Raw genomic sequence first — 22,767 nt, forward strand, 5'->3', positions numbered from 1 at the left:
TGTTGGGCAAACTTATCCTGCATTTCCGGCCTATTAGTCGATTCTTGTACATCAGCTCAGTACTTTGCTTTAGACTTTCTTCAGATTCCACCTCGCGGTGGACACCCTTGTCCTCAACTCGTGATTCCGACTACTACGGCTCACAGTGAACTTTCATCACCTAGCTAACGCCCATGCCGAGCGCACCCAAATTTCACTTGGCAATTTTATTGCCTAGTGAAAGACCAAGTTTTGAGATACCTGGCGAACTTCCAGGTAGCTCAAAATTGCGTCGGCAGCGTTCCAGTCCCATATAGCGCCCCGACCCGGAACCGGCATTGAACGCACAACCAAACAACCACCTCACTCCCCACCAACAATCAAACAAAAAAAGAACCCCGCAAAACAACGGAGTCCCCAAAAAACTACTTCTTCTCTTTAATAATATAAATAGGCCGCTTCTTAACCTCAAGGAAAATCTTCCCAATATACTCCCCAAGAATACCAATACTAATCAACTGTATCCCACCAATAAGCAAAACAATAGCCACAATAGAAGTCCAGCCATCAATAGCAATCATAGGGTTAACCAACTTACGAACAATAATCCAAACAAACGCAACGATCGACAAAACCGAGAAAATAGAACCAAACCAAGTAGCAATAGCCAAAGGCCGTTCAGTAAAGTCGATAATACCAGTCAAAGCATACTTCAACAGCTTCCAAAAGTTCCAAGAAGTACTACCAGCAACACGTTCATGATTCTTATAAGGCAAATACTTAGTCTTAAAACCGACCCAACTAAAAATACCCTTAGAAAAACGATTATACTCAGTCATCGACTTGATCGACTCAACCATCTGCCGAGTCATCAAGCGAAAGTCGCGAGCACCCGGGATGATCTTCGTTTGCGACATCTTATTAATAACGCCGTAAAAAGCATTCGAGAAAAACGAAATAATCGGATTCTCACCCTTACGGTCCATCCGAGCGGAACCGACACAATCGTATTCGCCTTCTTCTAAAATATCGAACATCTCAGGCAACATATCTGGTGGATCTTGTAAGTCAACATCCATCACAGCAACGTAGTCGCCACTAACTTGATTCAAGCCAGCGTACAAAGCAGACTCTTTACCGAAATTACGTGAAAAAGAGGCATAGTGAACATCCTCAGGATGATCTTTTTGTAATTGTTGCAAAATAGGAAGCGTCTTGTCGGCAGAACCATCATCGATAAACCAATATTCAATATCAAACTTCGGTTGGACCTGATTGGCGTCGTGCTTCATCTTAGTCATGGCATCGTAATAAATGTTAATAGTCTCTTCCTCGTTATAACAAGGAACGACGATAGAAATTTTCTTCATAATTATTCTTCACTTTCCTTAAGCCCGTGGGAAGTCTTATCCCAGCTATTATGACCTGTTATAAAATTCCAAACCGCGATCAGAACAATCGGAATGATCAAAATCATGTAAAGATAAAAGTAAAATACACTACCAATGGCTTGGAAAATAGATATATTTATATATCGATAATATTGGATAATTGAGAATATGACAAGGAGTAAGCCTAATACTAGAGTAGAAATCATCCACCACGGAGCTGAGTAGTTAACGACTGTCAATCCCAGGATGATCGAGATCAGCGAAAATACGTTTGCTAAAATAATAATAAAACTCAAAAAAGTCGAACACATAAATAAAATCATCTCTGTTTTGGCCGCAAATCCTAAATTACTGCCCAATGTTTTTTTGCCCAGTAATTTCAAGCAATCTAGGCTACCTTGTGCCCAACGAGCGCGCTGTCTAATAAAATTCTTGATCTTCGAGACTGGCTCTTGATACACCATAATATCAGGGATGAAGGCCGTCTTTTTATCCTTCAAGAGAATCCGCGTACTGATCTCGAAGTCCTCTAATAAGGCATTGCCCCAAGGAGTCGACTCAGTTAGGTCGCTCAAACGGAAAAATTGACCATTGCCGGCTCCTGCAGCGTTGCCTAGATGATCACGCATATTTTGTAAAAGTGAGTTAGGGACTACAAATTCGTAATCTTGCAAAGTTTCTAACCAATTGTTGGTTTGGAGCATGGCCACACGACTTTGAGCCATCGCCAATTCGCGGTCTTGATCAAAAACATTGACCATTTTATTAATATCAACGATCGTCATGTAAGCATCGGCGTCGATCACACCGATGATAGTTTTTTCTGGATCCCAAGTATTATTCTCTTTAATATATTGGATCCCCGCATTTAAAGCTTCACCTTTACCATTTTGTGCAGCCGGGAAAGTCCGTTTGATGACGTGAAAATTGTGGAACTTCCGGTTCAAATTCCGCAAAATATCAGTTGATCCGTCCGTACTTCGGTCATCGATCATGATCAAATGTACATTGTTCTTGTAACTGTAATAGCTATCACTGAAAAAACGCTCGACAGTGTCTTTGATAACCGAAGATTCATTTAGGACTGGCATTAAAATATAAACTTTATAGTCAGACAAAAATTTGTCGGGGGTACTCTTTCTCACGGGGAAGAAAAACGTCGCGATACTCATCGCAAACGTAAATAAAGTCGCAAAAAAAGAGATACCCAAAATTATTTTCAAAATAAGCATGAGTACCTCCTCGTATTATCGTTAAATTTTGAGTGATTCTGGTAAATACATCTCGTCGCTAACAGCAGTCTTAATGGCACTGACGCTAATATCGCGATTGGTCGTATTCTCAATTGAATGTAAGTCTCGTTCATATTGAACGAAGATGTTGTTGATCAAAGGCTCTTTGTGCAACAAGGCTTTGATCCGTCCGATGTTACTGTGAGCATTCTCGACAAAAGTGATCAGATCGGTCTTGTCTTGGTCGCGAACTTCAGCGACTGCCTTGTAAAGTAAGTCAGTACTGCTTCCGACGAAGACGATATCATCTTGATCAGCATAAAGTCGGTTGATCCACCAAGTAACGAGTTCTTCTTTCTTGTCGAAATCTTCGGTTAATAAACCGGAACCATCGAAGACTTGGAAATCGTTAGCAACACCTGATTCGTAAGTGATCGTAATAACGATCGAACCATCTGTTCTGAAGAAGTTTTCTTCACCCAATTTTTGATCTTTATTAAAAATTTGTGTTGATGACAAAATGCCATCTTCATTGTAAATGTTAGTCTTGACGATCTTGGAATTCTTGAAGTAGTTGATCCGATTGATCTTATCATCCAAGTATTCTACCGTCATCAACAAATTGCCGCTTTGGTCGTAGATCAAAGTGTTCTGAGTCTTAACATCCGTTCTCGTGACCCAATTGTTCGATTCAGGGATCTCAACTGGTTTAGACGAAGGATTGTCTGACTGTTGCATTTCGTTGAATAAGTTGACGACATCATGACGTTCGATCTTCATTGATTTACTGTAGCTATCAACGATATCGCCGAATTGATTATTGAAAAATGACGTTACTAAAGTAACTTTGATATTCATCTTCGTCTCTAAGTAGTGGACGATGTCAAATAGATCTGTCTCTTGCTGTTCTTTATCGATCGAATCTGATAAGACTAAGTATTGTTTTTGAGGTTCCAAATAAACTTCACGAACTAAATACGCTGCGTGGAAAACATCCTTGATGTATTTATCAACGTAGTTAATGTTGTCGGTAACATTCTTGATCTGCATCTTGAGACCTTTGATGTCATTGACATTGCTCTTACTTGAAGCTTCCAATTGATTGATCAAGCTAGTACGACGTAATTGATCGTTCTTGATCTTTTGCTCGATCGAACTGACTTTGGTCTTTAATAAAGCGATGTTACTGGAGATCTCGTTGATGTTCAGGTTAACGTCTTTAAGATCTTTCTTGTCATTACCCAAGTCAGTTTGGATCTCTGCTAGTTCAGCGCTGATCTTCTCACGGCTCTTGTAGATCTTGTCGATCTGCGACTTTTGTTTTTCCATCAAGGTCATCATTTTCTGCAGATCGGTCTCGTTCTTGATAGCAGCCGACAAATCAGTTTCTGACTTTTGATTCTTAGCTAGTTCAGCCTGTTTCTTAGACAACTTCTTGTCATTTTTCTCGATACTTGTGGCGAGCTTCTTTTGTTGTTCCTTATAACGATAGAGTAGTTCGTTTTGGTGTTTTTGGTCAGCACGAACTGAGGCGAGGCGTTCTTTCTCTTTGCCATCGTCTTCTTATTTGTTCTTCTCTAAGTTGTCTTGAACGGCTTCCTCGTTGCCTTGAAGCGCCTTCAATTGCTTATTGAGATTATTGAGCTTACCTTGATAATCATCACGCTCGCTGAACAAATTGAGCTTTAATTTTCCGCGTAGTTGAGCGTATTCATGGGAAAGCTGGTTCATATCACTTTCGATCTGAACACGTTGATCATGCACTGAAACGACTGCATTATTGCCATTATCACTGGTAACTTGAGGGGTTTTAATAGTGGTGGTGGTTTTTTCGGGTTGTTCAGTTTTATTGGTGTCTTTTACGGGTTGGTGGTTATTGCTAATTTGTTCTTTTGGGTGATCTTCAGTCGAATTTGACTTATTATCGGTAGGCTTAGATTGGGCTTGAACATTGGTGTCACGGGCATTATGGTCCGAGACATCTTTACGTAATCGACTAAATAATTTCACGAATGAAATACCCCCAAAAAAGACTTATAATAGTTATTACAGAGTATCATTATTTTAAAATAGTGTCAAAGCAGGCCACACGCCGATTTGAGGAGCTCTAGTACAGATTTGTGAGGAGAATTACGATGAAGATAATGTCTATAAATGCAGGTAGCTCTACATTGAAATGGAAACTCTTTGAGATGCCTGACAAAGAAGTGATCGCATCAGGAATGATCGATCGTCTTGGATCACCTAAAGCCGTGTTCAAATTAAAATACAACGGCAAAAAGACCGAACGTGAACAAGCTATTGAATCAAACGAAATAGCCGTACTGTCCATTCTTAGTGAGTTGAAAGATGAACACATCATTGACCATTTTGAAGATATTACCGCATTTGGACATCGTGTTGTTGCTGGTGGGGAGCACTTCAAGAAGTCCGAGATCGTGACAGAAGAGAACTTGAAGATCATTGAGGACTTAGCAGAATATGCTCCATTGCATAATAAGATCGAAGCTTACTATATCAGTGTGTTTAAGAAGTTAGTACCAAAAGCGATCCAAGTTGCCGTATTTGATACTGCCTTTTTCGCTCAGATCCCTGAAGAGAATTACTTGTATAGTTTGCCAATGGAATATTATGACAACTACAAGGCACGTCGCTATGGAGCTCACGGAACTAGCCACCGTTATATTGCTTCGAGATTGAATGAGATCGTACCTGGAGGCATTGAAGATAAGAATGTTATCGTCCTTCATCTAGGTAGTGGAGCTTCGATCAGTGCAATCAAGAACGGGAAAGCTTTTGACATCTCAATGGGATTCACGCCATTAGCCGGTATTACTATGAGTAGTCGTAGTGGCGACCTTGACGTGTCACTGATCCCTTACTTAATGAAGAAACTCAATCTGACTGATGTTGAAGATATGATCGATATCTTAAATCATAAATCAGGGTTGTTGGGAATTTCAGGAATTTCAGCTGATATGCGTGATATCGAAGACGCTGCTGCAAAAGGCGATAACGAGCGTGCCCAACTAGCTTTGGATATTTTCCGTAATCGTGTCATTAAATATGTTGGTTCATACGCCGCAGAAATGGGTGGCGTTGATGTCCTTGCTTTCACTGCTGGTGTGGGTGAGAACAGTCCAGAAGTTCGTGAGGACGTCTTGAATGGTATTAGCTTCATGGGAACAAAAGTAGACACAGAAAGCAATAACAGCCGTGGAAAAGAAGTTAAGATCACGACTGACGACTCAAAGGTCCTTGCTTATGCTGTGCCTACAAATGAAGAATTAATGATCGCTCAAGATACTTACCACTTTGCTCAATTACTTAACTAGAAATTAATTAAGACACCGATGAAGAAAGTAACTACTTCGGTCAAAGTGATCAAGAGCAGATTTTTGATGATCAATGGGAATGTTTCTTTTTTGATAGGATTGTGACTGAATTGACGAGTATTTTTGTAAATGATCGGGGTGATCAGTAACAATAAATACATCGTTTTTGGAAGCAACCCTATTATTATTGAACAGATCAAGGCTAAATAGCCTAGAACATACAACGAATTCAAGATGAAGAGACAATTTTCTTTACCTAGATAATAGACGATGGTTTTGCGACCAAGGTCTTTGTCTTCTTGTTCGTCAGCAATATTGTTTGCGAGTAATAAGTTAGAGATGGCAAAACAAGTTAGTAGTGATGATAACAAAATGTCGCCGTAAAACTTAAAATCAAGCAATGCTTCAGGCGAATTGAAGACGTTGATATAGATCGCGATCAAGTAGATCACAAAGCCCATAGTGAATCCGGCAAAGAATTCGCCAAAGGGTCCGCGATTGATCGGCTTGGGACCGCCGGCGTAAAAGAAGCCTACCGCAAAGGAGAAGAGTCCCATAAATAGTAATGGCAGTCCTGTTCGGTAAACGATGAATAGACCGATCACAGCAGCAATTAAGCTGAAGGAGAAGTCGATCCAACCGATCAGATGGATATTTAGATTATTCACACCAATTACGTTAGTTTCTCGGCGAAAACTTTCTACTCCGGTAGCGTTTTTATAATCCCAGTAATTATCGTTAATATCTACAGCCATGTTGAATAAGAACATGGCGATGAAGAATAAGATCAATTCCAAAAGATTTATCGAATGCCAATGATAGTAGGCATATAAAGTCCCCATGAGAAATGGGAAAACGCTGGCTGTCTTGGCTTTTATTTCAACAAGTTCTAAAAATACTGATGGTTTCACAAAATCAGTCCTTTTTGTTTGATATCATATATTATAGAATTACTTTATGTGAAGAGACAAGAAAGTGTCAGTTTAAGTGAAATCTTGATGTTTTAAGAGCATCGGCATAAACTGCATATTAAGTAATTTACAATTAGGATTAAAAACAATAAAGGAATCTGGGAGTTAAATGGCAAATTCAATTTGGAAAGAATATCCAAAGATGGGGAAAAGAATAAACGGCACGACCGAGTTTATTCACAATAGTTTGGATATACGGAATGAAGCTATTATTAAAATGATCAAGGACTTAACATCCGGAGGGAAGATGTTAAGACCAGCATTTTTCTTGATATTTAGTAGTTTTGGACCAGATAAGAAGTCAGACAAAGAATTAATTCCATTGGCAGCCTCGCTTGAGCTGTTGCACGTGGCAACTTTGATCCACGACGATGTGATCGACGATTCACCACTTCGTCGTTCAAAACCAACTATTCATACGAAATACGGCAAGCGTAATGCTATTTATGCTGGCGATTATTTGTTCACGCTATATTTTGAAACTATTTCACGATATTTACCTAAGCAATCCGATATTTTGGTGAACGCTTTGAGCATGAAAAAGATTTTAGTCGGTGAATTGGATCAATTACTGATCAATTTCAACGTTGATGCAACTGCCAAGATGTACTTCCGTGAGGTTGCTGGGAAAACAGCTGAATTATTTAGTTTAAGTACGATGATGGGGGCTACTATTTCCGGTGGTGATCGAGAGTTGATCGTTCGCTCCAAGAATATTGGTCATGAAATCGGAATGGCATTTCAAATTATTGATGATATTTTAGATTTTGGTGATAGTCGCGACACAGGGAAGCCTAATTTTGAGGATCTCCGCAACGGCGTTTATTCACTGCCTTACATTTTAGGACTACAGGACAAGAATCAGGCTTTGATCAATGTCTTATCAAAGAATGAGCTTGATCCTAACGATATCAATGAAGCTGCCAGGATCGTCGTTGATGAAGGCTATTTAGACAAAGCCAAAGATATCGCTCGAACTTATAGTAATCACGCTTTGAAACGAATTAAGAAATTACCAAGCAATCGAAATCGTACGGCTTTGAAAAAAGTCGTCGAAGAATTACTTGATCGGATCGATTAATAATAGGCAATATTCCTTGAAGGGATGTTGCTTATTTTTTTTGCTTGATTATAAATGCAGTTGTATTGAATATTAATTTTGTGACAAATAAATAAATATTGGTTTGGTGTGAGTTAATTTGGTTGGGGTGGTATGAGTTAAAAATTATATGTATACATTAAATATACAATTTTTTGTTACTTTCGGGGTTGGGAAGTGTTTTGAAAAAAATAAAATGTAGGTCTTTTTTCAATGGAGTTTGGAAATATATATGTTATTAGTTTGTGTTGGGAATTTTACAATAGTCATGTCTTGACACTAAATGGAGTTTAAATCTAAAAGCATGGAATCTGGACGGTATTAACGTCTCGCCGACTAATTTGGATGTAAATCTGAATAGTAAAACGAATTGTGGGATGATTAGCGTCCAGATAAATAACTCTAAGTGGCGTAGCCACTAAGAGTTACTAAAGGGGCTGGTACTTTTGTTGTCAACGAAAGAATTTAAAGGTATTTCTGCGCAATATTGGAATGGCCATTCGCATACGGAATTTTGTCCTCATGGATCTGGTGAGGATACGGAAGATTTTGTTCGTAATGCTATTAAAGCTGGATTCAAGACTTATTCAATTACGGAACATTTTCCGATGCCTCCTCAGTTTTACAAGATGGCCAGCGGTAGTGATTATGCAATCAAAACTGCTGCGACGGATTATGAATGTTTGCCAGCATATTTTCAGAAAATGTCATATTTAAAAGATAAGTATTCAGATCAGATCAAGATCCTGGTGGGATTTGAATTTGACTACATTGATGGCTGCCAGGAATGGACTGCCAGCCAGTTAAAGAAATATTCTAAAAATATTGATGATGCGATTTTATCGGTCCATTTTTTGCCCACGGATGGAGGACTGAGAGCAGTTGATGATAGCCTCGAAGACTTTTGTGACGGCGTTATGGGATATTATGAGTCCCCGTTAGGAGTGGCGAATAAGTATTTATCCACGGTTTTAGAGGCGGTTAAATGGGATTGCTCAAATAAACCGCAACGCTACGGTCATATTACTTTATATCGGAAATGGCGCAAGGATTTTGCCTCTGAAACAGTTTGGCATGACAGCAAAACTGATAAATTAGTTGATAAAATTTTGAAAAATATTGCTAAGCATCATGAAATGCTCGATTGCAATATGTCAGGATTGGCAAAATTCAGTCAGCGAGAACCTTCGCCATACATTTCCATTATTGAAAAAGCAGAAGAACGTGGCATTCCTATGATCTATGGATCAGATGCCCATGACGTAAATAGCGTCGATCAAGGATTTAATGAGTACTTAGTTCAAAAAATTTATTAACGTAGGTGATATTTATGGAACTAACAGTGCACGATCAGCGTCCATTTCGGATTTGTCAATTGACAGACCTCCATTTGGGACCGTATCCTTTTGGCGATGCTGATATCAAAACCTTGCGATCATTAAGAAAACTTTTTACTCGAAAAAAATTTCATTTGATCATGATAACGGGGGATATTATCCGTGGAAAGGATAATCCCACTGCGAAGAAGAGTCTAGCGGTATTTTATGACTTTTTGAATTCGCTAAAGACTCCTGTGGCAATTACTTATGGTAACCACGATGTAGAAGGGTCGATGAAAAGAAGTGATATGCGCTCCATGGAAAAGGAGCTGGAATTTTTTGCCGACCGGCACAACAGCTTTTTAAATTCGAATCGGGAAAGCTACACTTTAGAGATCAATGATCGAGATACCGGGGAACTGCGGCATGTGATTTATGTTTGGGATAGTGGGTCGTATACTCACTGGCCCAAAATCGATGAGTACGCAGCGATTGAACCTGAACAGATCGAGTGGTTTTTGAATTTACCATATGTCCGCGATAAGAAAAACATCGATGTCGGTTTTATGCACATTCCTATTCCGGAATATCGCTTGGGTGCCAAGCATATTTTATCAGGAAATTTTGGTGAACCAGTTTGTTCGCCTAAGGTCAATTCTGGTTTGTTTTATGCTTTACTACGGAAACGTAATGTTAAAGCTTTGTTTGCTGGACATGATCATGAGAACAATTTCGCTTCTAAAGTGGATGGGATCGAGCTTTGCTATGGTAACGTCAGTGGATTTAATTTTTATGGACATTTGGCTCGAGGGTGTGCTGAGATAAGTTTGTATCCTGATCGGGTCGATCGGTTTATCATTACTTTTGAATCGATGGATGAAATCTTAAGGGTTTGATTTTGAATTATTGTTATTTTCTTTTCAAATAGAAAAATACATACAAAAAAGGAGAATACGTGAGTGTTCTCCTTTTTTGTAACGCCGTTATAATCTTAACCGATTCCCATTAATTTCCATAATGGTACACAGATTAGTAAACCGATGATGTTTAGTGCCATATATCCTATTGATGACTTCGCCATTGCTCCTCGAGATACCATGCTGTCGTGGACAGCAGCACCTCCGGTTAGGAATGGAGCGTTCATGTATGATAATAGCCAGACATTTACACTGGTTGTGACGATGATAGCTATGATTGCTGGACTGAAGCTCATTTGGCTAAAGAATGGTAATAAGCCTATGGTAATCAGTGTACCAGTTGAGATCAGTGATACTACTACGAACTTGCAGAGGTAAATGATGATCGGTAGTACTATTACGGTGATGTACAAGTTATCTATGATTGGTGAAATGGCTGGTGCTAGAACTTTTCTTAGCCATGTTGTTAAGCCTGCTTCTTGCATGACGTTTCCTAATGCCATTACTGTACCAATGAAGATGATGGTGTTCCAGCTCATTCTGGTCTTGATGTCTTCTGGAGTTAAGACTTTGCATGCTACTAAGACACTGACACCGACGATGGCGGTGACGGCTGCTGGAATATTGAATTTGGATTCGAGGATCCAAAAGACGATTGCCACTACGATGACTGTGGCAGTGATTTTTTCATCGCGTGACATTGGTCCAAGATTTTTAAGTTCGCTGGAGATGAATTCTTTGGAAATTGCTTTATCATCTTTTGGCTTGAATAAGAATGTTAGTAGGAAATATCCACCTACTAAGATGATGATGGTCCAAGGAATCATCATGACGAACCAATTTCCCCAGCTCAAAGTTGCTTGTGCTTTGGCAGGTAAAAGTCCTTTGAAAGCATAATTTTGCGCTGTGGCACTTAAGAAACTGGCCTCAGTTACGAAGAAGCCCCACATGGCAGCTAAAAATAGTCCAGAACTACCTTTGGCTTTCGGTTCATATCCTAAGGCGTTGCTGATACCTTGGGCGATCGGAGTACTCATGGCAGCTTTTGGATGAGCACTGGGGATCATAAGGGCAACGATGGTACCTGCGGTGAATAATGCTAAAGTTTGCCCTCTAAAATTCGCAGGGAAGTATGTCATGATTTTTAACGCGATCCGATTGATCAAGCCAGTTTTAGTAGCTGCGGCACCTAAGCCTAGGCCACCGATAATGATCCACATTGTCGTCGTTGAGAAAATGTGGAATGATGTTTCAAAATTGACGGCCCCTAAAATGACCCAAGAAGCCAGCATCAAAAGACCAGTCGCAAAACTCGGAATTACGTTGAAAATCCAGAAAATATTCGCGGTTACTAGTGAAGCTAAAACAACCATTCCAGCATGAGATAATCCCTTCGGAGTCGGAATGAAAAATGCAATTGCAACTCCAAGGACGATACCAACTATGCCGGCAATTAATTTTTGATGTTTCATAGTAGGTTACCTCTTTGTCTTATTTGTCTTTTTGCAAAATTTGAGCATTTACAGGGAACTGTGGAGTCTTGTCATTTGAGAAATCAATGATAGCTTGCGCTGCACCAAGTCCCAGTGCTTGGTTGGCTTCGATAGTAGTTCCAGCCAGATGAGAAGTTATGATGGTGTTCTTGCTCGTGAACAATGGATTATCGGGAGCTGGTGGTTCGGGGTTAAAGGAATCGATAGCAGCTCCACCAAGTTGATCGTTATTTAGAGCGTTAGCAAGTTCCACTTCATTGATAATCCCGCCACGTGCTGAGTTGATGATGAAGGCAGATTTTTTCATTGATGCTAGTTGTTCTTTGCCGATCATGTTCTTCGTTTCTGGAGTAAGTGGCATGTTGATCGATAGGAAGTCAGCAACTGGATAAATGTCTTCCAATTTATCGTAAAGTTTCACAGGTAATTCTTTGATGTATGGATCATAGCCGACAACATTCATACCGAAGGCTTCGGCCAATTTAACTAATTCTTGACCAATTTTACCTAGGCCGAGGATAGCTAAAGTTTTACCGCGTAATTCATGTCCGTTTAAGCTGAATTGAGTTGAAAAGCCAGGTAATGAACCAATTTCAGCCAAGTCAGCTTTTTTGTCGTGCATTAATTTATCCGAAGTCATTAGATTTCTACTTAACATCAACATGGTTGTGATGACGTATTCTGCAACGGCAAAAGCATTGGCACCATTGACTTTGGCAACTAAGATATTTTTCTTTGTAGCTTCGTTTACATCTACATTATTGATACCAGTACCGTTACGCGAGATGATTTTCAATTCCTTACCAGCATCGATTACTTCAGCTGGTAGTTCCGAAGAACGCATGATAACAGCATAGGCATCTGCAATTTCCTTCTTCATTGTTTCAACATCAGTACCTGCTGAGATCCGGACTTCAAAACCGTTATCCTTTAATAGTTGAATCCCCTTGTCGTCGATCTTTTCACTTATTAAAACTTTTTTCATTTAAAATCCCTCCAAAATGTAAATGTTGGTCCAGTGAAGCGCTTTCGAGATTAATTATAGTTAAGATTTTCACTAAGTAACAGTTACAGAATGGACGCCACAGGAACGAATAATGACATCTAAATAGATAAAAAACTGGTATTTCAGGACTTTTATCCAATTTCTGGGTAAAAAAATTGACCAAGCTGAACTTTTAGTTCATCAGGGTCGATAATCGAGACTGTAAAATTGTGAAAAATGTAACTACAATAATTTCTGAAAGCGATTCCAAGAAAAATGGAGGATTAATAATGAAAATAGTTAGCGTTGATATTATGAAAGTTCCTAGTGAAGAACCTAGTTTTAGTGGTAATGGTCAAGGATCAAAGGAAGATTGGTGTCCTTTAGTTATTAGGATCAATACGGATACTGATATTTCAGGATTTGGTGAAGCTGGCTTAGCCTATGGTAAAGGTTGGCGTGGTGGCTACGGCATGCTGCAAGACTTTAGCGAGGTAATTATTGGAGAAGATCCCCTTAATATTGAAAAAATTTGGGACAAGCTTCTCAATACTACTTATTGGGGTATTGCAGGAGGCGTAGTCGTAAACGCCGCCATCAGTGCTATCGATATTGCACTTTGGGATATCAAAGGAAAGTATTACAACACTCCTGTTTATGAGATCTTAGGTGGTAAGACCAACGATCATTTAAGAGCATATGCAAGTCAGTTGCAATACAACTGGGGTGAACACATTGATAAATTGAAATTGATCACACCTGAAGATTATGCCGAAGTTACTAAAAAAGTAATGTCAGAAGGATATGATGCCTTGAAATTTGATCCGATCATGTTGAGTGATCAACCTGATGGTGGTGGCCAATGGGATACCAAAGGTACCGTATCAAATCACATTATCAAAGTTGCTTATGATCGTGTTAAAGCAATGCGCGACGTCGGCGGCGATGATTTAGATATCATCATCGATATGCATGCTAATTCAGATACGACTTCGGCTATCAAGATCGGCCAAGCCTTAGAAGACTTAGACATCTTGTATTATGAGGAACCGGTAAGTACCTTGAATCCTGATAATACTTTAGAAGTGGCTCAAAAAGTTAACATTCCGATCGCTGCTGGTGAGCGAGTATTTACCAGATTTGGCTTTAGAAAATTCTTAGAAGATCGTTCGATCAAAGTTGCTCAACCTGATCTTTGTTTAGCCGGTGGTATCACAGAAGCTAAGAAGATCTGTGACATGGCATACACTTATGACGTCAATGCCCAAGTTCACGTTTGCGGTGGACCAATTGCCGTGGCAGCAGCATTACAAGTCGAGGCAGTCATTCCTAACTTCTTGATCCATGAAGTTTACCAACGTGCTATTAATGCTAAGGACCGGGCAACTTGCAAGTATGACGATTATCAACCAGTTGATGGCTTTATTGATATTCCAGACCGTCCCGGAATTGGCCAAGAGCTAACAGAAGATACTATCAAGAGAAGTCAAATCGTTACAGTTAAATAGGGGGAGCTAATCATGAAAGATAAATTTATTTTAGGCGGTTATACCGAAGATAGTTACACACCAAACAATCAATCAGATGGGATGTATGTAGCAACGTTAGATACTGATGAAAAGAAGATCACTAATATCGACTTGTTAGCAAAAGTCGACAATCCAGCTTTTTTAAATTTTTCCACTAAGGATAAAAAAATTGCCACAGTTTTGACGAAGGATGGTAATCAAGGTGGGGTCGGTATCGTTGATGCAGAGACGGGTAAGTTGATCTCAGCTTCTTATTTGCCAAAGAAGAAAGGATCATACGAGGCTTTTGATGCCTCGAAAAATTTGTATTTCTGGAACGAATTACCATACACGGTCCCATCATATATTTCGATCGATAGTGAACATAAAATTTTGTTTGCTGCAAACTACAATACTAATGCGATTCACACCTTTAAATTAGACGATGATTATCAATTCACAGACACTCATACTTATCAGATCGAAGGGAATGGACCTAAAGTCGAGCAAGATCATGCTCACATCCATTTCACACGGCAGTTGCCTGATGGTAGATTGATCGTTTGTGGATTGGGTTGCGATAAGTTGTTTATCTATGATGTTAACTACGACAATGCAGAATTGACATTAGTGTCAGAATTCGATACTAAGCCCGGTTTTGGACCACGTCAGCTAGCTATTAGCCAGAAGACAAACTACATTTATGTTTTAGGCGAATTAGCCAGTCGCGTCGGCGTTGTCGAATACGATCATGACACCGGCAAGCTATCACGGATCGCTGACTACTCCAATATTCCAGAAGGATACGTTGGCCACAGTGGTTCAGCAGCCATCAGATTGACTTCGGATAATAAATTCTTGTACATCTCAAATCGTGGTCATGACTCATTAACGGTTTATAAAGTTATCGACGGTGGTAAGCATTTGGAAAAAATCCAACAGATCAAGACTGAGGGAGTTTTCCCACGTGATTTCAGTCTCAGCTATAACGAAGATTTCTTACTTTGTGCTAACCAAAATACCAACGACTTGATCTTGTTTAACCGTGACAAAGAAAGTGGCTATTTGAGTGTTGCTCAAAGAAACATCAAGCACGACGCTTGTGTCAGGGTATTAGAAGCAACAGATTTTTTGAAATAAAAAAACAAACGAAATCGTAATGATTTCATTTGTCAAGAGAGGAAATAAGCTTCAACAGTGAAGGATTCTTTTCGTTTTTATTGTAGAGTAAGGCTGAAGCATAGTATTTATTAACGTCATCGTTGGTGATCGGAAGAAATTTGATCATAGGATTTTGAACTTTTTCCTTAGAGGAGAAGGGACTAGGGTAAAACCCTACGCCGTTATTAGCTGCCACTAACATGTCACGTTGTTCGAGCGAAGAAACTCGACTGATTTGTTCCGGTGCAAGATATTGACCGAATTTGTTAAGGAAAACTTCCTTAAGATAAGCAGATTCAGAAGAGCTGTAGTAAAGGATCTTCATATCTTTGATCTCTGTTAGATCTATCTGGTCATTGTTACTAAGTGGATTGTTACGACTAACGCCAACTTCTAGTTCATCTTCAGCCAACTTGAGCATGTTGAGATTTTCAAAGTCAAAATGATTTTCAGTTAAGTTATAAAACGGCGTTACAGCGGAGTCTAATTCTTGCCGCTGTAGTAGTGATAACAGGCGTTTCCCACTTTCTTCTTTTAGTTCGAGTTGAATATGGGGATGTGATTTCGTGAAATTAGCGACGATGTTTTCGAGAATTATTGTCTGATTGAGTGAAGAAAAGCCGATCCGTAATTTTTCCGTCTCTTGTTGATCACTAGTTTGGATTTTAGTTAGAGCGTCGTTATATGTATTGACGATATCTTGAGCAGTAACGATGAATTGCTTCCCAGTGCTATTCAAATGGGTACTATTCTTTTTCCGGTCGAAAAGTTCGACACCTAATTCGTTCTCTATTTGATCCATTTGTTTAGAAACAGCGCGTGGTGACAAAAATAGCTTTTCTGCAGCAGCTTTAAAGCTACCATTATTTGCGACACTCAAGAAGGTCTTTAAGCGATTAATTTCCAAGAGGAGATACTCCAATCTAAGTAAGCGTTTTTATATTGTTATATTATACACTATCATTATTTTCGTTAATGGATAGTTTCATAATATTTTACAAATGCATCAGTATGAAAAGAATGTTCTTCTGCGGTCCAATTAGTAACTGTATTCGTACCAGGGTTAAATTTATAATTTAATTGTTAAATAAATCACATAAATCAAAGGGGTTTTTCAAATGACTATTCCAAAAATAACCAAGATGGAAGTTTATCCAGTAGCAGGCTACGATAGTATGCTTTTAAACTTGAGTGGTGCACATGGGCCTTTCTTCACTAGAAACATTGTAATTTTAACAACCGACGAGGGTAAGGTTGGTGTTGGTGAAGTCCCAGGAGGAGAGAAAATCACCGACACATTGAATCAAGCGAAAGACTTGGTGATCGGCAGGTCGATTGGTGAATATAAAGATGTTCTCCAAAAAGTTAAAGAGAAGTTCTCATACTTAGATCAAGGGGGAAGAGGACAACAAACTTTTGACCAACGGATCATGGTCCATGCTTTGACAGCTATTGAAACTTCGTTCTTAGACTTATTAGGTAAACATTTACATGTACCAGTTGCCGCATTGTTGGGGGATGGCCAACAGCGTGAAAAAGTCGGCGTTCTTGGATACTTATTCTACGTTGGCGATACTAGTAAGACTGACTTGCCATACCTTCAAGACGATGACGACAGTAGTGATTGGGGCAAATTGAGAAGAAAACCAGCAATGGATCCAGAGTCGTTAGTTAAATTAGCACAAGCTGCCTACGATAAATACGGATTTAAGACATTCAAGCTTAAGGGTGGAGTCTTTGATGGCGAAGAAGAAGTCAAAGCTATCAAAGCATTGCACAAGGCTTTCCCAGAAGCCAAATTAGATCTTGATCCTAATGGTGCATGGTCATTGAAACAAGCCTTGCATTATGCTGACGAGCTCAAAGGGATCTTGCATTATATCGAGTACCCTTGTGGAGCTGAAGATGGATTCTCTGGTAGAGAAATCTTATCAGAATTCCAAACAATCACTCATATGCCAACTGCTACGAACATGGTCGATACTGACTGGAGACAAATGTCACACGCTATTGCCTTGAATTCAGTTTCGATTCCACTAGCAGATCCTCATTTCTGGACAATGGAAGGCGCTGTTCGTGTAGCTCAATTGTGTAATGAGTTTAATTTGAACTGGGGTGTACACTCAAATAATCACTTCAACATTTCCTTAGCTATGGTCGCAAATGCTGCAGCCGCCGCACCAGGTAGAGTCTTTGATGTCGATACACATTGGATCTGGCAAGATGGACAAAACTTAACAAAGAATCCATACCAAATCAAAGACGGTCAAATCACCGTTCCTAGAAATAACGAAGGATTAGGTGTCGAAGTTGACTTAGAGGCTATTAAAAAAGCTAACAAGTTATATGAGGACAACAATCTGGGAGCACGTGATGACGCAACCGCAATGCAATTCTTGATTCCAAATTGGAAGTTCGATCCGAAGAAACCGTCATTAGTACGATAATCAAATTTCGTGGGAATAAAAAAAGACACCGTGTAGGTGTCTTTTTTGTTTGGAAACGAGTTGCAGAGGATAGCAGCCTCCGGTTTAGCAACTATCAGCGAGCACTGCTTCGCAGCACTCTGGTGCTGCTAGTCCCTAAATCCTCAGCAGCTGAGCATCCTCTTCCACTCTCTTTATTTGTGGAAACGAGTTGCAGAGGATAGCGGCCTTCGGTTTAGCAACTATCAGCGAGCACTGCTTCGCAGCACTCTGGTGCTGCTAGTCCCTAAATCCTCAGCAGCTGAGCATCCTCTTCCACTCTCTTTATTTGTGGAAACGAGTTGCAGAGGATAGCGGCCTTCGGTTTAGCAACTATCAGCGAGCACTGCTTCGCAGCACTCTGGTGCTGCTAGTCCCTAAATCCTCAGCAGCTGAGCATCCTCTTCCAGTCTCTTTATTTGTGGAAACGAGTTGCAGAAGATAGCAGCTTCTATCACACTCTTATATCGCCGTTATGATTTTTGATCAAGGCTACCATCATCGTAAACTTCAACGCAATTATTAGTCTGACCACAGTTAGGACAGGTAAGACGACGTGTCTTTGGCGTATGCTTTGCCCAGAAAGCTGTCCACATAGCAGGCTTAAATGTGGTATTGCAGTTGGGGCAAATGTAATTAGTGTTCTTGAAATAGTATCTCGTTAATAAGACAGCCTCAATAGCGACGAGGATCATGGCAATGATAAATGGAAGCCAATTTCCTTTGACAATACCGTAAACTAACGTAACTAGTTCTAAGATATTAAAAGGAGTTCCGATTAAAAGTAGGTTGATGTGAACTCTTCTGAGAGCTTTTTTGTTGTTCATGATTTTGTTTATGTCATCAATGGAATTGAGAGTTAGGTGATCGATGTCAGTTAAATTGTTTTTGACGGATTCAATCATTTTTAATTGTTTCTGCGAGTCTTTAAGTTCAGCTTTAACAGCTTTTTCTTGTTCCGTCAGAATTAAGCTTAAAGTTTTAATAGCATTTGGCGCTTCAGTTATTTGTTTGATCTCGGATAGTTTTAAACCAAGGCTTTTTAAAAGAAGAATCAATTTTAATTTCTTCATATCCGTAGCGTTATAGATCCTTCCTCCAGAATCCGTCTTACTTGATGGTGTTAGCAGTTCCTTCTTGTCGTAATATTGCAACGTCCTGACAGAAATATGACTGATTTTCGCCAACTCTCCAGTGGTGTAATTTGACATAAGCTTTTCACCTCCTACTTCTTTTATAGCTTATTACGCTGGGTTACTTGCAAGTATTTATAGATTAAAACTGTAAAAATATTACTTAATCATTTCAATGTTAAATCATTTGTTTGTAATAAAAAAGCTCTTCAATACACAATGTGTGTGAAGAGTTTTTTTGTGATTTTATCGTATTTATAAGAATAATCATCCACCAATTAAGATTGTAATTGCAGCTGTCTAACTTAATCCAGCATCCATCTCATACAATTCTTTAAAATGCTTGTTACTTTGATACAACTCTGTAGGATCACCTTGCATTTCGATCCCTTGATCATTGACGAAGACGACATGGTCAACGTGGTTAACTCCCTGAAGATGGTGGGTTACCCAGATGATTGTTTTATCCTTTAAGACGTCGAAGAAGGTTTCTAGTAGATCATTTTCGGTAATTGGATCTAGTCCGACGGTTGGTTCGTCCAATAGGACTACTGGAGCATCTTGTAATAAGATCCGTGCTAGGGCGATCCGTTCTTGTTCGCCTCCGGAGAACCTGGAGCCGTTTTCTCCAACTGAGGTGTTGTATTTTTCAGGTAGTGACTCTAGTAAGTCCTTCAAGCCAACTCGTTCGAGAGCCTTTTTGACTTCGGCGTCACTCTTGTTTTCATTTCCTAGTCGAACGTTGTTAATGACACTAGTGTTGAAAAGGAAAGGATTTTGATTCAAGACTGAGAATATCGTTTCCCGTTTTTCTTGGATCTGTTGAACGTTTAAGTCGTTAACTTTGATCGAACCTTGTTGTGGTACTAAGTCGCCGAGGATCAATTGCAAGATAGTTGTTTTACCAATTCCTGAAGGTCCTAGCAAGGCAATTTTCTCACCGCGTTTGATAGTTTGACTGAAGTCTTTGATCAAAATCGGTGAGTCAGCAGCGTATTCGAAATTAACGTTTTTCAGTGTTAATTGTTCGAAATCTTTAGGGTCTAATTCCACTTGTTCAGGTAAGTCTTGATCGACTGGTTGGATGGTGTTCAATCGTCTGATCGAATCGCGATATTGTGGCCATTCTTCAAAACCTTGACTGACTGGAACGAAGGTATCGGATAGCTGTAAGGCTGCCAAGACGACGGCGGCGGTATAGTTGGCCATTTCTTGATTACCAGTCATATGGATATTAGTAAAAATCAACATGACGATCATGATCATGGCAAAAAGCAATTGTAAGACGAAGTCACGATAACGTCTGAAGGCTTTGGATTTGTCTTTTGAAGCATCTAGTTCTTTGATCGTACTAGCTGATAAGTCTTTGAAGTCTTTTTGACGACCGGAGATCACCCAGTCATCTACTCCCAAGATGTTGTCAGTTAGTTTTGTATATAAATCGCTTTTCAAAGCTTTTTGACGCTCTCTACGAGCGCTTTCGATCGAAACCGAGATAAGTGGTACTAAAACGATTTCAATAAAGCACAGGAGCAATACGAAGAATCCAAACGATGGATTGAATACTCCCATGGCGATCGAGGCAACTAAGGCAACGATATAAGCAATGACCGTTGGGAAAACAGTTCGCAAGTATAAGTCTTGCAAGTGGTTGATATCTTCAGAAAGTAATCCCATGATGTCACCAGTTTTGTGGCGCTCTGTGAAGAAAGAGGCGTCAGTTTCTAGTGTTTTGTACAGTCTAGTTCTCAAATCAGAAGTGATCTTCAAGACCCAGTTGTGACTTCTTAGTCGTTCCATATATTTAAAGACGGGACGACCGATACCAAATGCTCTAGTTAAAACAATTGGTACGTAGATCAATAGGATGTTATAAGGATGCGTTGCCGCTTTGTCAATCGTATATCCAGCAGTGAACATTAATGCCGTGGCGGAGAAAACTGTGAGAAAACCTAAGATCAAGACGAGGACTAACAGTCCCTTGTATTGCTTGATATATGGCTTTACCCAAGTATCATGTTTGAATGTCTTGAAAAAGTTCACAGTGTTTCACCTCGCATATTATTGATTAAGTCGGAATAGGCACCTTGATGTTGACTTAATTCACTAGGAGTTCCTTGTTCGACGATCATGCCATCATCCATGACAACGACATAATCCATTTCTTTGATCCAGTGGAGACGATGAGTAGCAAACAAGACCAAATGATTTTTGAATAGTTGCTCCATAGGTTTCTTGAGCGCATATTCGGTCTCAATGTCCAAGTGAGCTGTCGGTTCATCGAAAATCAAGATGTGGCGGTCATCAGCTAAGAATGCCCGTGCGATCATGATACGTTGCTGTTGACCACCAGAAATACCACGGCCACCTTCACCGATCTTTGTTTCATATCCGTCTTTGAGAGTTTCAATAAAATCAGTTAGACCAGCTTTATCAGCCGCATCTTTGATCTCATCCAAACTAGCTTCCGGACGGTAAAAAGCAATATTTTCGGCCAATGTTCCAGCAAATAAGTACGGTGCTTGTGGTAAGAATGTCAATTCTTTTTGCCACTTTCTTTGCGTAAAGTGAGGGATCTGTTGGCCGTTGATCTTAATGTCAGAGTCTTTCTCTGGCGTTAAAAATCCACCAATGACTCTGATCAAGGTTGATTTACCGGAACCGGATTTACCGATAACGCCGACGTTTTGATAGCCAGATAGTTTCAAATGGTTGATATCCAAACTAGCATCAGCGGTTTTATCTTCGTCATCATAATTAAACTGGAGATTATTGATCTCAAAGCTCGAGTTTTCGTCCCAAGTTGAATCGTCTAACCGGTTGGTATTCTCCGTATCCTTTCTTTCGAGGATCGAGAAGATATTAGTTAACGCATTTTTCCCATCAAGGGTTGCGTGGTAGTCATTTGAGAAGTCACGCAAGGGCAAGAAGTATTCCGGTGCCAAGATCAGAGTTACCAAGGCAGGGAAGAGTGGGAATGAACCGTTGATCAAGCCGAATCCTAAGAAGACCGCTAAAATGGCGATCCCTAAGGTTGTCAACCAATCGATGGCAAATGTAGACAAGATGGCGATACGTAAAGTATTCATCGTCCGACGACGATATTCGTCACTGACGGTATAGATATTTTTAACGTAGCGCTTACTTAGACCTAACATTTTTAACGTAGGCAATCCTCTTAAAGCATCCAAGAAGTGATTGGATAAGATCGTATATTGATCGTATTGAGCATCAGCTTTAGCTTGGGCAGCTAAACCTAAGATAATCATGAAGAGAATGATCAAAGGCACGATGATCGTCAAAGTTATACCTGAGGCGATATTTTGAATATAGATGTAGATCAAGAGTATAGGAGGGATGATCGACATGTTCATCATTTTCGTAAAAATCAGCTTGAAGTAATTTTCTACTAAGTCGATCCCGTCTAATGATGCTGTCACTAAATTACCAGTACCACGTTCAGAGATCATTTGTGGTCCCGAATTATAGACCTTGTCTAATAATTGTGAACGGATCTCTTCTGACATAGTACTAGAGTAATGTTGCACTATTTTTGTATTTATTAAGTTTAATAAATGTCGGACAACAAAAGCCACTGCAAAGAGTGTCATTGGATAAATGATAGTTTGTAGTGGTTTCATCTTCCAAGAATTTACTAATGCATCTGCTAAGTACTTACCTTGGAATAAAATAACAAATGCTTGCAAGAAAGTTAATCCTGCAAGCATCAGTAGAAGTTTTTTTGTTCCTGGTAAGCGAAATAATCGCTTATCAATCAT

General features: G+C 39.6%; 18 protein-coding genes. 7 read left to right on the forward strand and 11 right to left on the reverse strand.

Annotated features, from left to right (window positions below):
• Positions 1 to 404: 404 nt before the first annotated feature.
• The 4 genes from EKM78_RS07815 to EKM78_RS07830 form a co-directional block, all read right to left on the reverse strand.
• Positions 405 to 1,349, reverse strand: coding sequence for a glycosyltransferase family 2 protein (locus tag EKM78_RS07815; protein WP_125771054.1), 945 nt, complete (start codon positions 1,347 to 1,349; stop codon positions 405 to 407).
• Between the two features lie 2 nt (positions 1,350 to 1,351).
• Positions 1,352 to 2,461, reverse strand: a complete 1,110-nt coding sequence (locus EKM78_RS07820; RefSeq protein ID WP_211334348.1) for a glycosyltransferase family 2 protein — start codon at positions 2,459 to 2,461, stop codon at positions 1,352 to 1,354.
• A 162-nt stretch (positions 2,462 to 2,623) separates the two neighbouring features.
• Positions 2,624 to 4,033 carry a hypothetical protein gene (locus tag EKM78_RS07825; RefSeq protein ID WP_125771058.1) on the reverse strand — a complete coding sequence of 470 codons (1,410 nt, stop codon included), beginning with the start codon at positions 4,031 to 4,033 and terminating at the stop codon, positions 2,624 to 2,626.
• 132 nt (positions 4,034 to 4,165) lie between these two features.
• Positions 4,166 to 4,612 (reverse strand): hypothetical protein, encoded by a 447-nt coding sequence (locus EKM78_RS07830; protein WP_125771060.1) that lies wholly within the window; start codon positions 4,610 to 4,612, stop codon positions 4,166 to 4,168.
• 125 nt (positions 4,613 to 4,737) lie between these two features.
• On the opposite strand from EKM78_RS07830, the gene EKM78_RS07835 reads away from it, so the two are divergent.
• Positions 4,738 to 5,937, forward strand: a complete 1,200-nt coding sequence (locus EKM78_RS07835) for an acetate/propionate family kinase (RefSeq protein WP_125771062.1) — start codon at positions 4,738 to 4,740, stop codon at positions 5,935 to 5,937.
• On the opposite strand, the gene EKM78_RS07840 is transcribed toward EKM78_RS07835, so the two are convergent.
• On the reverse strand, positions 5,934 to 6,848 hold the full coding sequence (locus EKM78_RS07840; RefSeq protein WP_125771064.1) for a 1,4-dihydroxy-2-naphthoate polyprenyltransferase: 915 nt from the start codon (positions 6,846 to 6,848) through the stop codon (positions 5,934 to 5,936). The two genes, EKM78_RS07835 and EKM78_RS07840, sit on opposite strands and share 4 nt — an antisense overlap.
• A 169-nt stretch (positions 6,849 to 7,017) precedes the next feature.
• On the opposite strand from EKM78_RS07840, the gene EKM78_RS07845 reads away from it, so the two are divergent.
• The 3 genes from EKM78_RS07845 (at position 7,018) to EKM78_RS07855 (ending at position 10,222) form a co-directional block, all read left to right on the forward strand.
• Positions 7,018 to 7,989, forward strand: coding sequence for a polyprenyl synthetase family protein (locus tag EKM78_RS07845; protein WP_125771066.1), 972 nt, complete (start codon positions 7,018 to 7,020; stop codon positions 7,987 to 7,989).
• A gap of 467 nt (positions 7,990 to 8,456) precedes the next feature.
• On the forward strand, positions 8,457 to 9,323 hold the full coding sequence (hisJ, locus tag EKM78_RS07850; protein ID WP_245994998.1) for a histidinol-phosphatase HisJ: 867 nt from the start codon (positions 8,457 to 8,459) through the stop codon (positions 9,321 to 9,323).
• Positions 9,324 to 9,337: 14 nt separating this feature from the next.
• Positions 9,338 to 10,222, forward strand: coding sequence for a metallophosphoesterase family protein (locus EKM78_RS07855; protein ID WP_125771070.1), 885 nt, complete (start codon positions 9,338 to 9,340; stop codon positions 10,220 to 10,222).
• A gap of 95 nt (positions 10,223 to 10,317) precedes the next feature.
• On the opposite strand, the gene EKM78_RS07860 is transcribed toward EKM78_RS07855, so the two are convergent.
• Both EKM78_RS07860 and EKM78_RS07865 read right to left on the reverse strand, forming a co-directional pair.
• Positions 10,318 to 11,715, reverse strand: a complete 1,398-nt coding sequence (locus EKM78_RS07860) for an SLC13 family permease (protein ID WP_125771072.1) — start codon at positions 11,713 to 11,715, stop codon at positions 10,318 to 10,320.
• Positions 11,716 to 11,734: 19 nt separating this feature from the next.
• Positions 11,735 to 12,721 (reverse strand): hydroxyacid dehydrogenase, encoded by a 987-nt coding sequence (locus tag EKM78_RS07865; RefSeq protein WP_125771075.1) that lies wholly within the window; start codon positions 12,719 to 12,721, stop codon positions 11,735 to 11,737.
• A 290-nt stretch (positions 12,722 to 13,011) separates the two neighbouring features.
• Between EKM78_RS07865 and EKM78_RS07870 the strand changes: the two genes are divergently transcribed.
• Together EKM78_RS07870 and EKM78_RS07875 are read left to right on the forward strand one after the other, a co-directional pair.
• A complete protein-coding gene (locus EKM78_RS07870) occupies positions 13,012 to 14,229 on the forward strand; it encodes a mandelate racemase/muconate lactonizing enzyme family protein (protein ID WP_125771077.1) in 1,218 nt (405 codons plus the stop codon).
• A 12-nt stretch (positions 14,230 to 14,241) separates the two neighbouring features.
• Positions 14,242 to 15,369: a lactonase family protein gene (locus tag EKM78_RS07875; RefSeq protein ID WP_125771079.1), complete on the forward strand. Its 1,128-nt coding sequence runs from the start codon at positions 14,242 to 14,244 to the stop codon at positions 15,367 to 15,369.
• 25 nt (positions 15,370 to 15,394) lie between these two features.
• Here the strand turns inward: EKM78_RS07875 and EKM78_RS07880 are convergent, their stop codons facing one another.
• Positions 15,395 to 16,297: a LysR family transcriptional regulator gene (locus EKM78_RS07880; RefSeq protein ID WP_164507257.1), complete on the reverse strand. Its 903-nt coding sequence runs from the start codon at positions 16,295 to 16,297 to the stop codon at positions 15,395 to 15,397.
• Positions 16,298 to 16,508: 211 nt separating this feature from the next.
• Between EKM78_RS07880 and EKM78_RS07885 the strand changes: the two genes are divergently transcribed.
• Entirely contained in the window at positions 16,509 to 17,837 is a 1,329-nt protein-coding gene (locus EKM78_RS07885) for an enolase C-terminal domain-like protein (RefSeq protein ID WP_125771083.1), read from the forward strand.
• A 491-nt stretch (positions 17,838 to 18,328) separates the two neighbouring features.
• Here the strand turns inward: EKM78_RS07885 and EKM78_RS07890 are convergent, their stop codons facing one another.
• The 3 genes from EKM78_RS07890 to cydD form a co-directional block, all read right to left on the reverse strand.
• Positions 18,329 to 19,066, reverse strand: a complete 738-nt coding sequence (locus EKM78_RS07890) for a MerR family transcriptional regulator (protein ID WP_125771085.1) — start codon at positions 19,064 to 19,066, stop codon at positions 18,329 to 18,331.
• 222 nt (positions 19,067 to 19,288) lie between these two features.
• Positions 19,289 to 21,031 (reverse strand): thiol reductant ABC exporter subunit CydC, encoded by a 1,743-nt coding sequence (cydC, locus tag EKM78_RS07895; protein WP_125771087.1) that lies wholly within the window; start codon positions 21,029 to 21,031, stop codon positions 19,289 to 19,291.
• Positions 21,028 to 22,767, reverse strand: a complete 1,740-nt coding sequence (gene cydD / locus EKM78_RS07900) for a thiol reductant ABC exporter subunit CydD (protein ID WP_125771089.1) — start codon at positions 22,765 to 22,767, stop codon at positions 21,028 to 21,030. The genes cydC and cydD overlap by 4 nt, the downstream gene beginning before the upstream one ends.

The sequence above is a fragment of the Companilactobacillus furfuricola genome (assembly GCF_003946325.1).
Taxonomy (GTDB): domain Bacteria; phylum Bacillota; class Bacilli; order Lactobacillales; family Lactobacillaceae; genus Companilactobacillus; species Companilactobacillus furfuricola.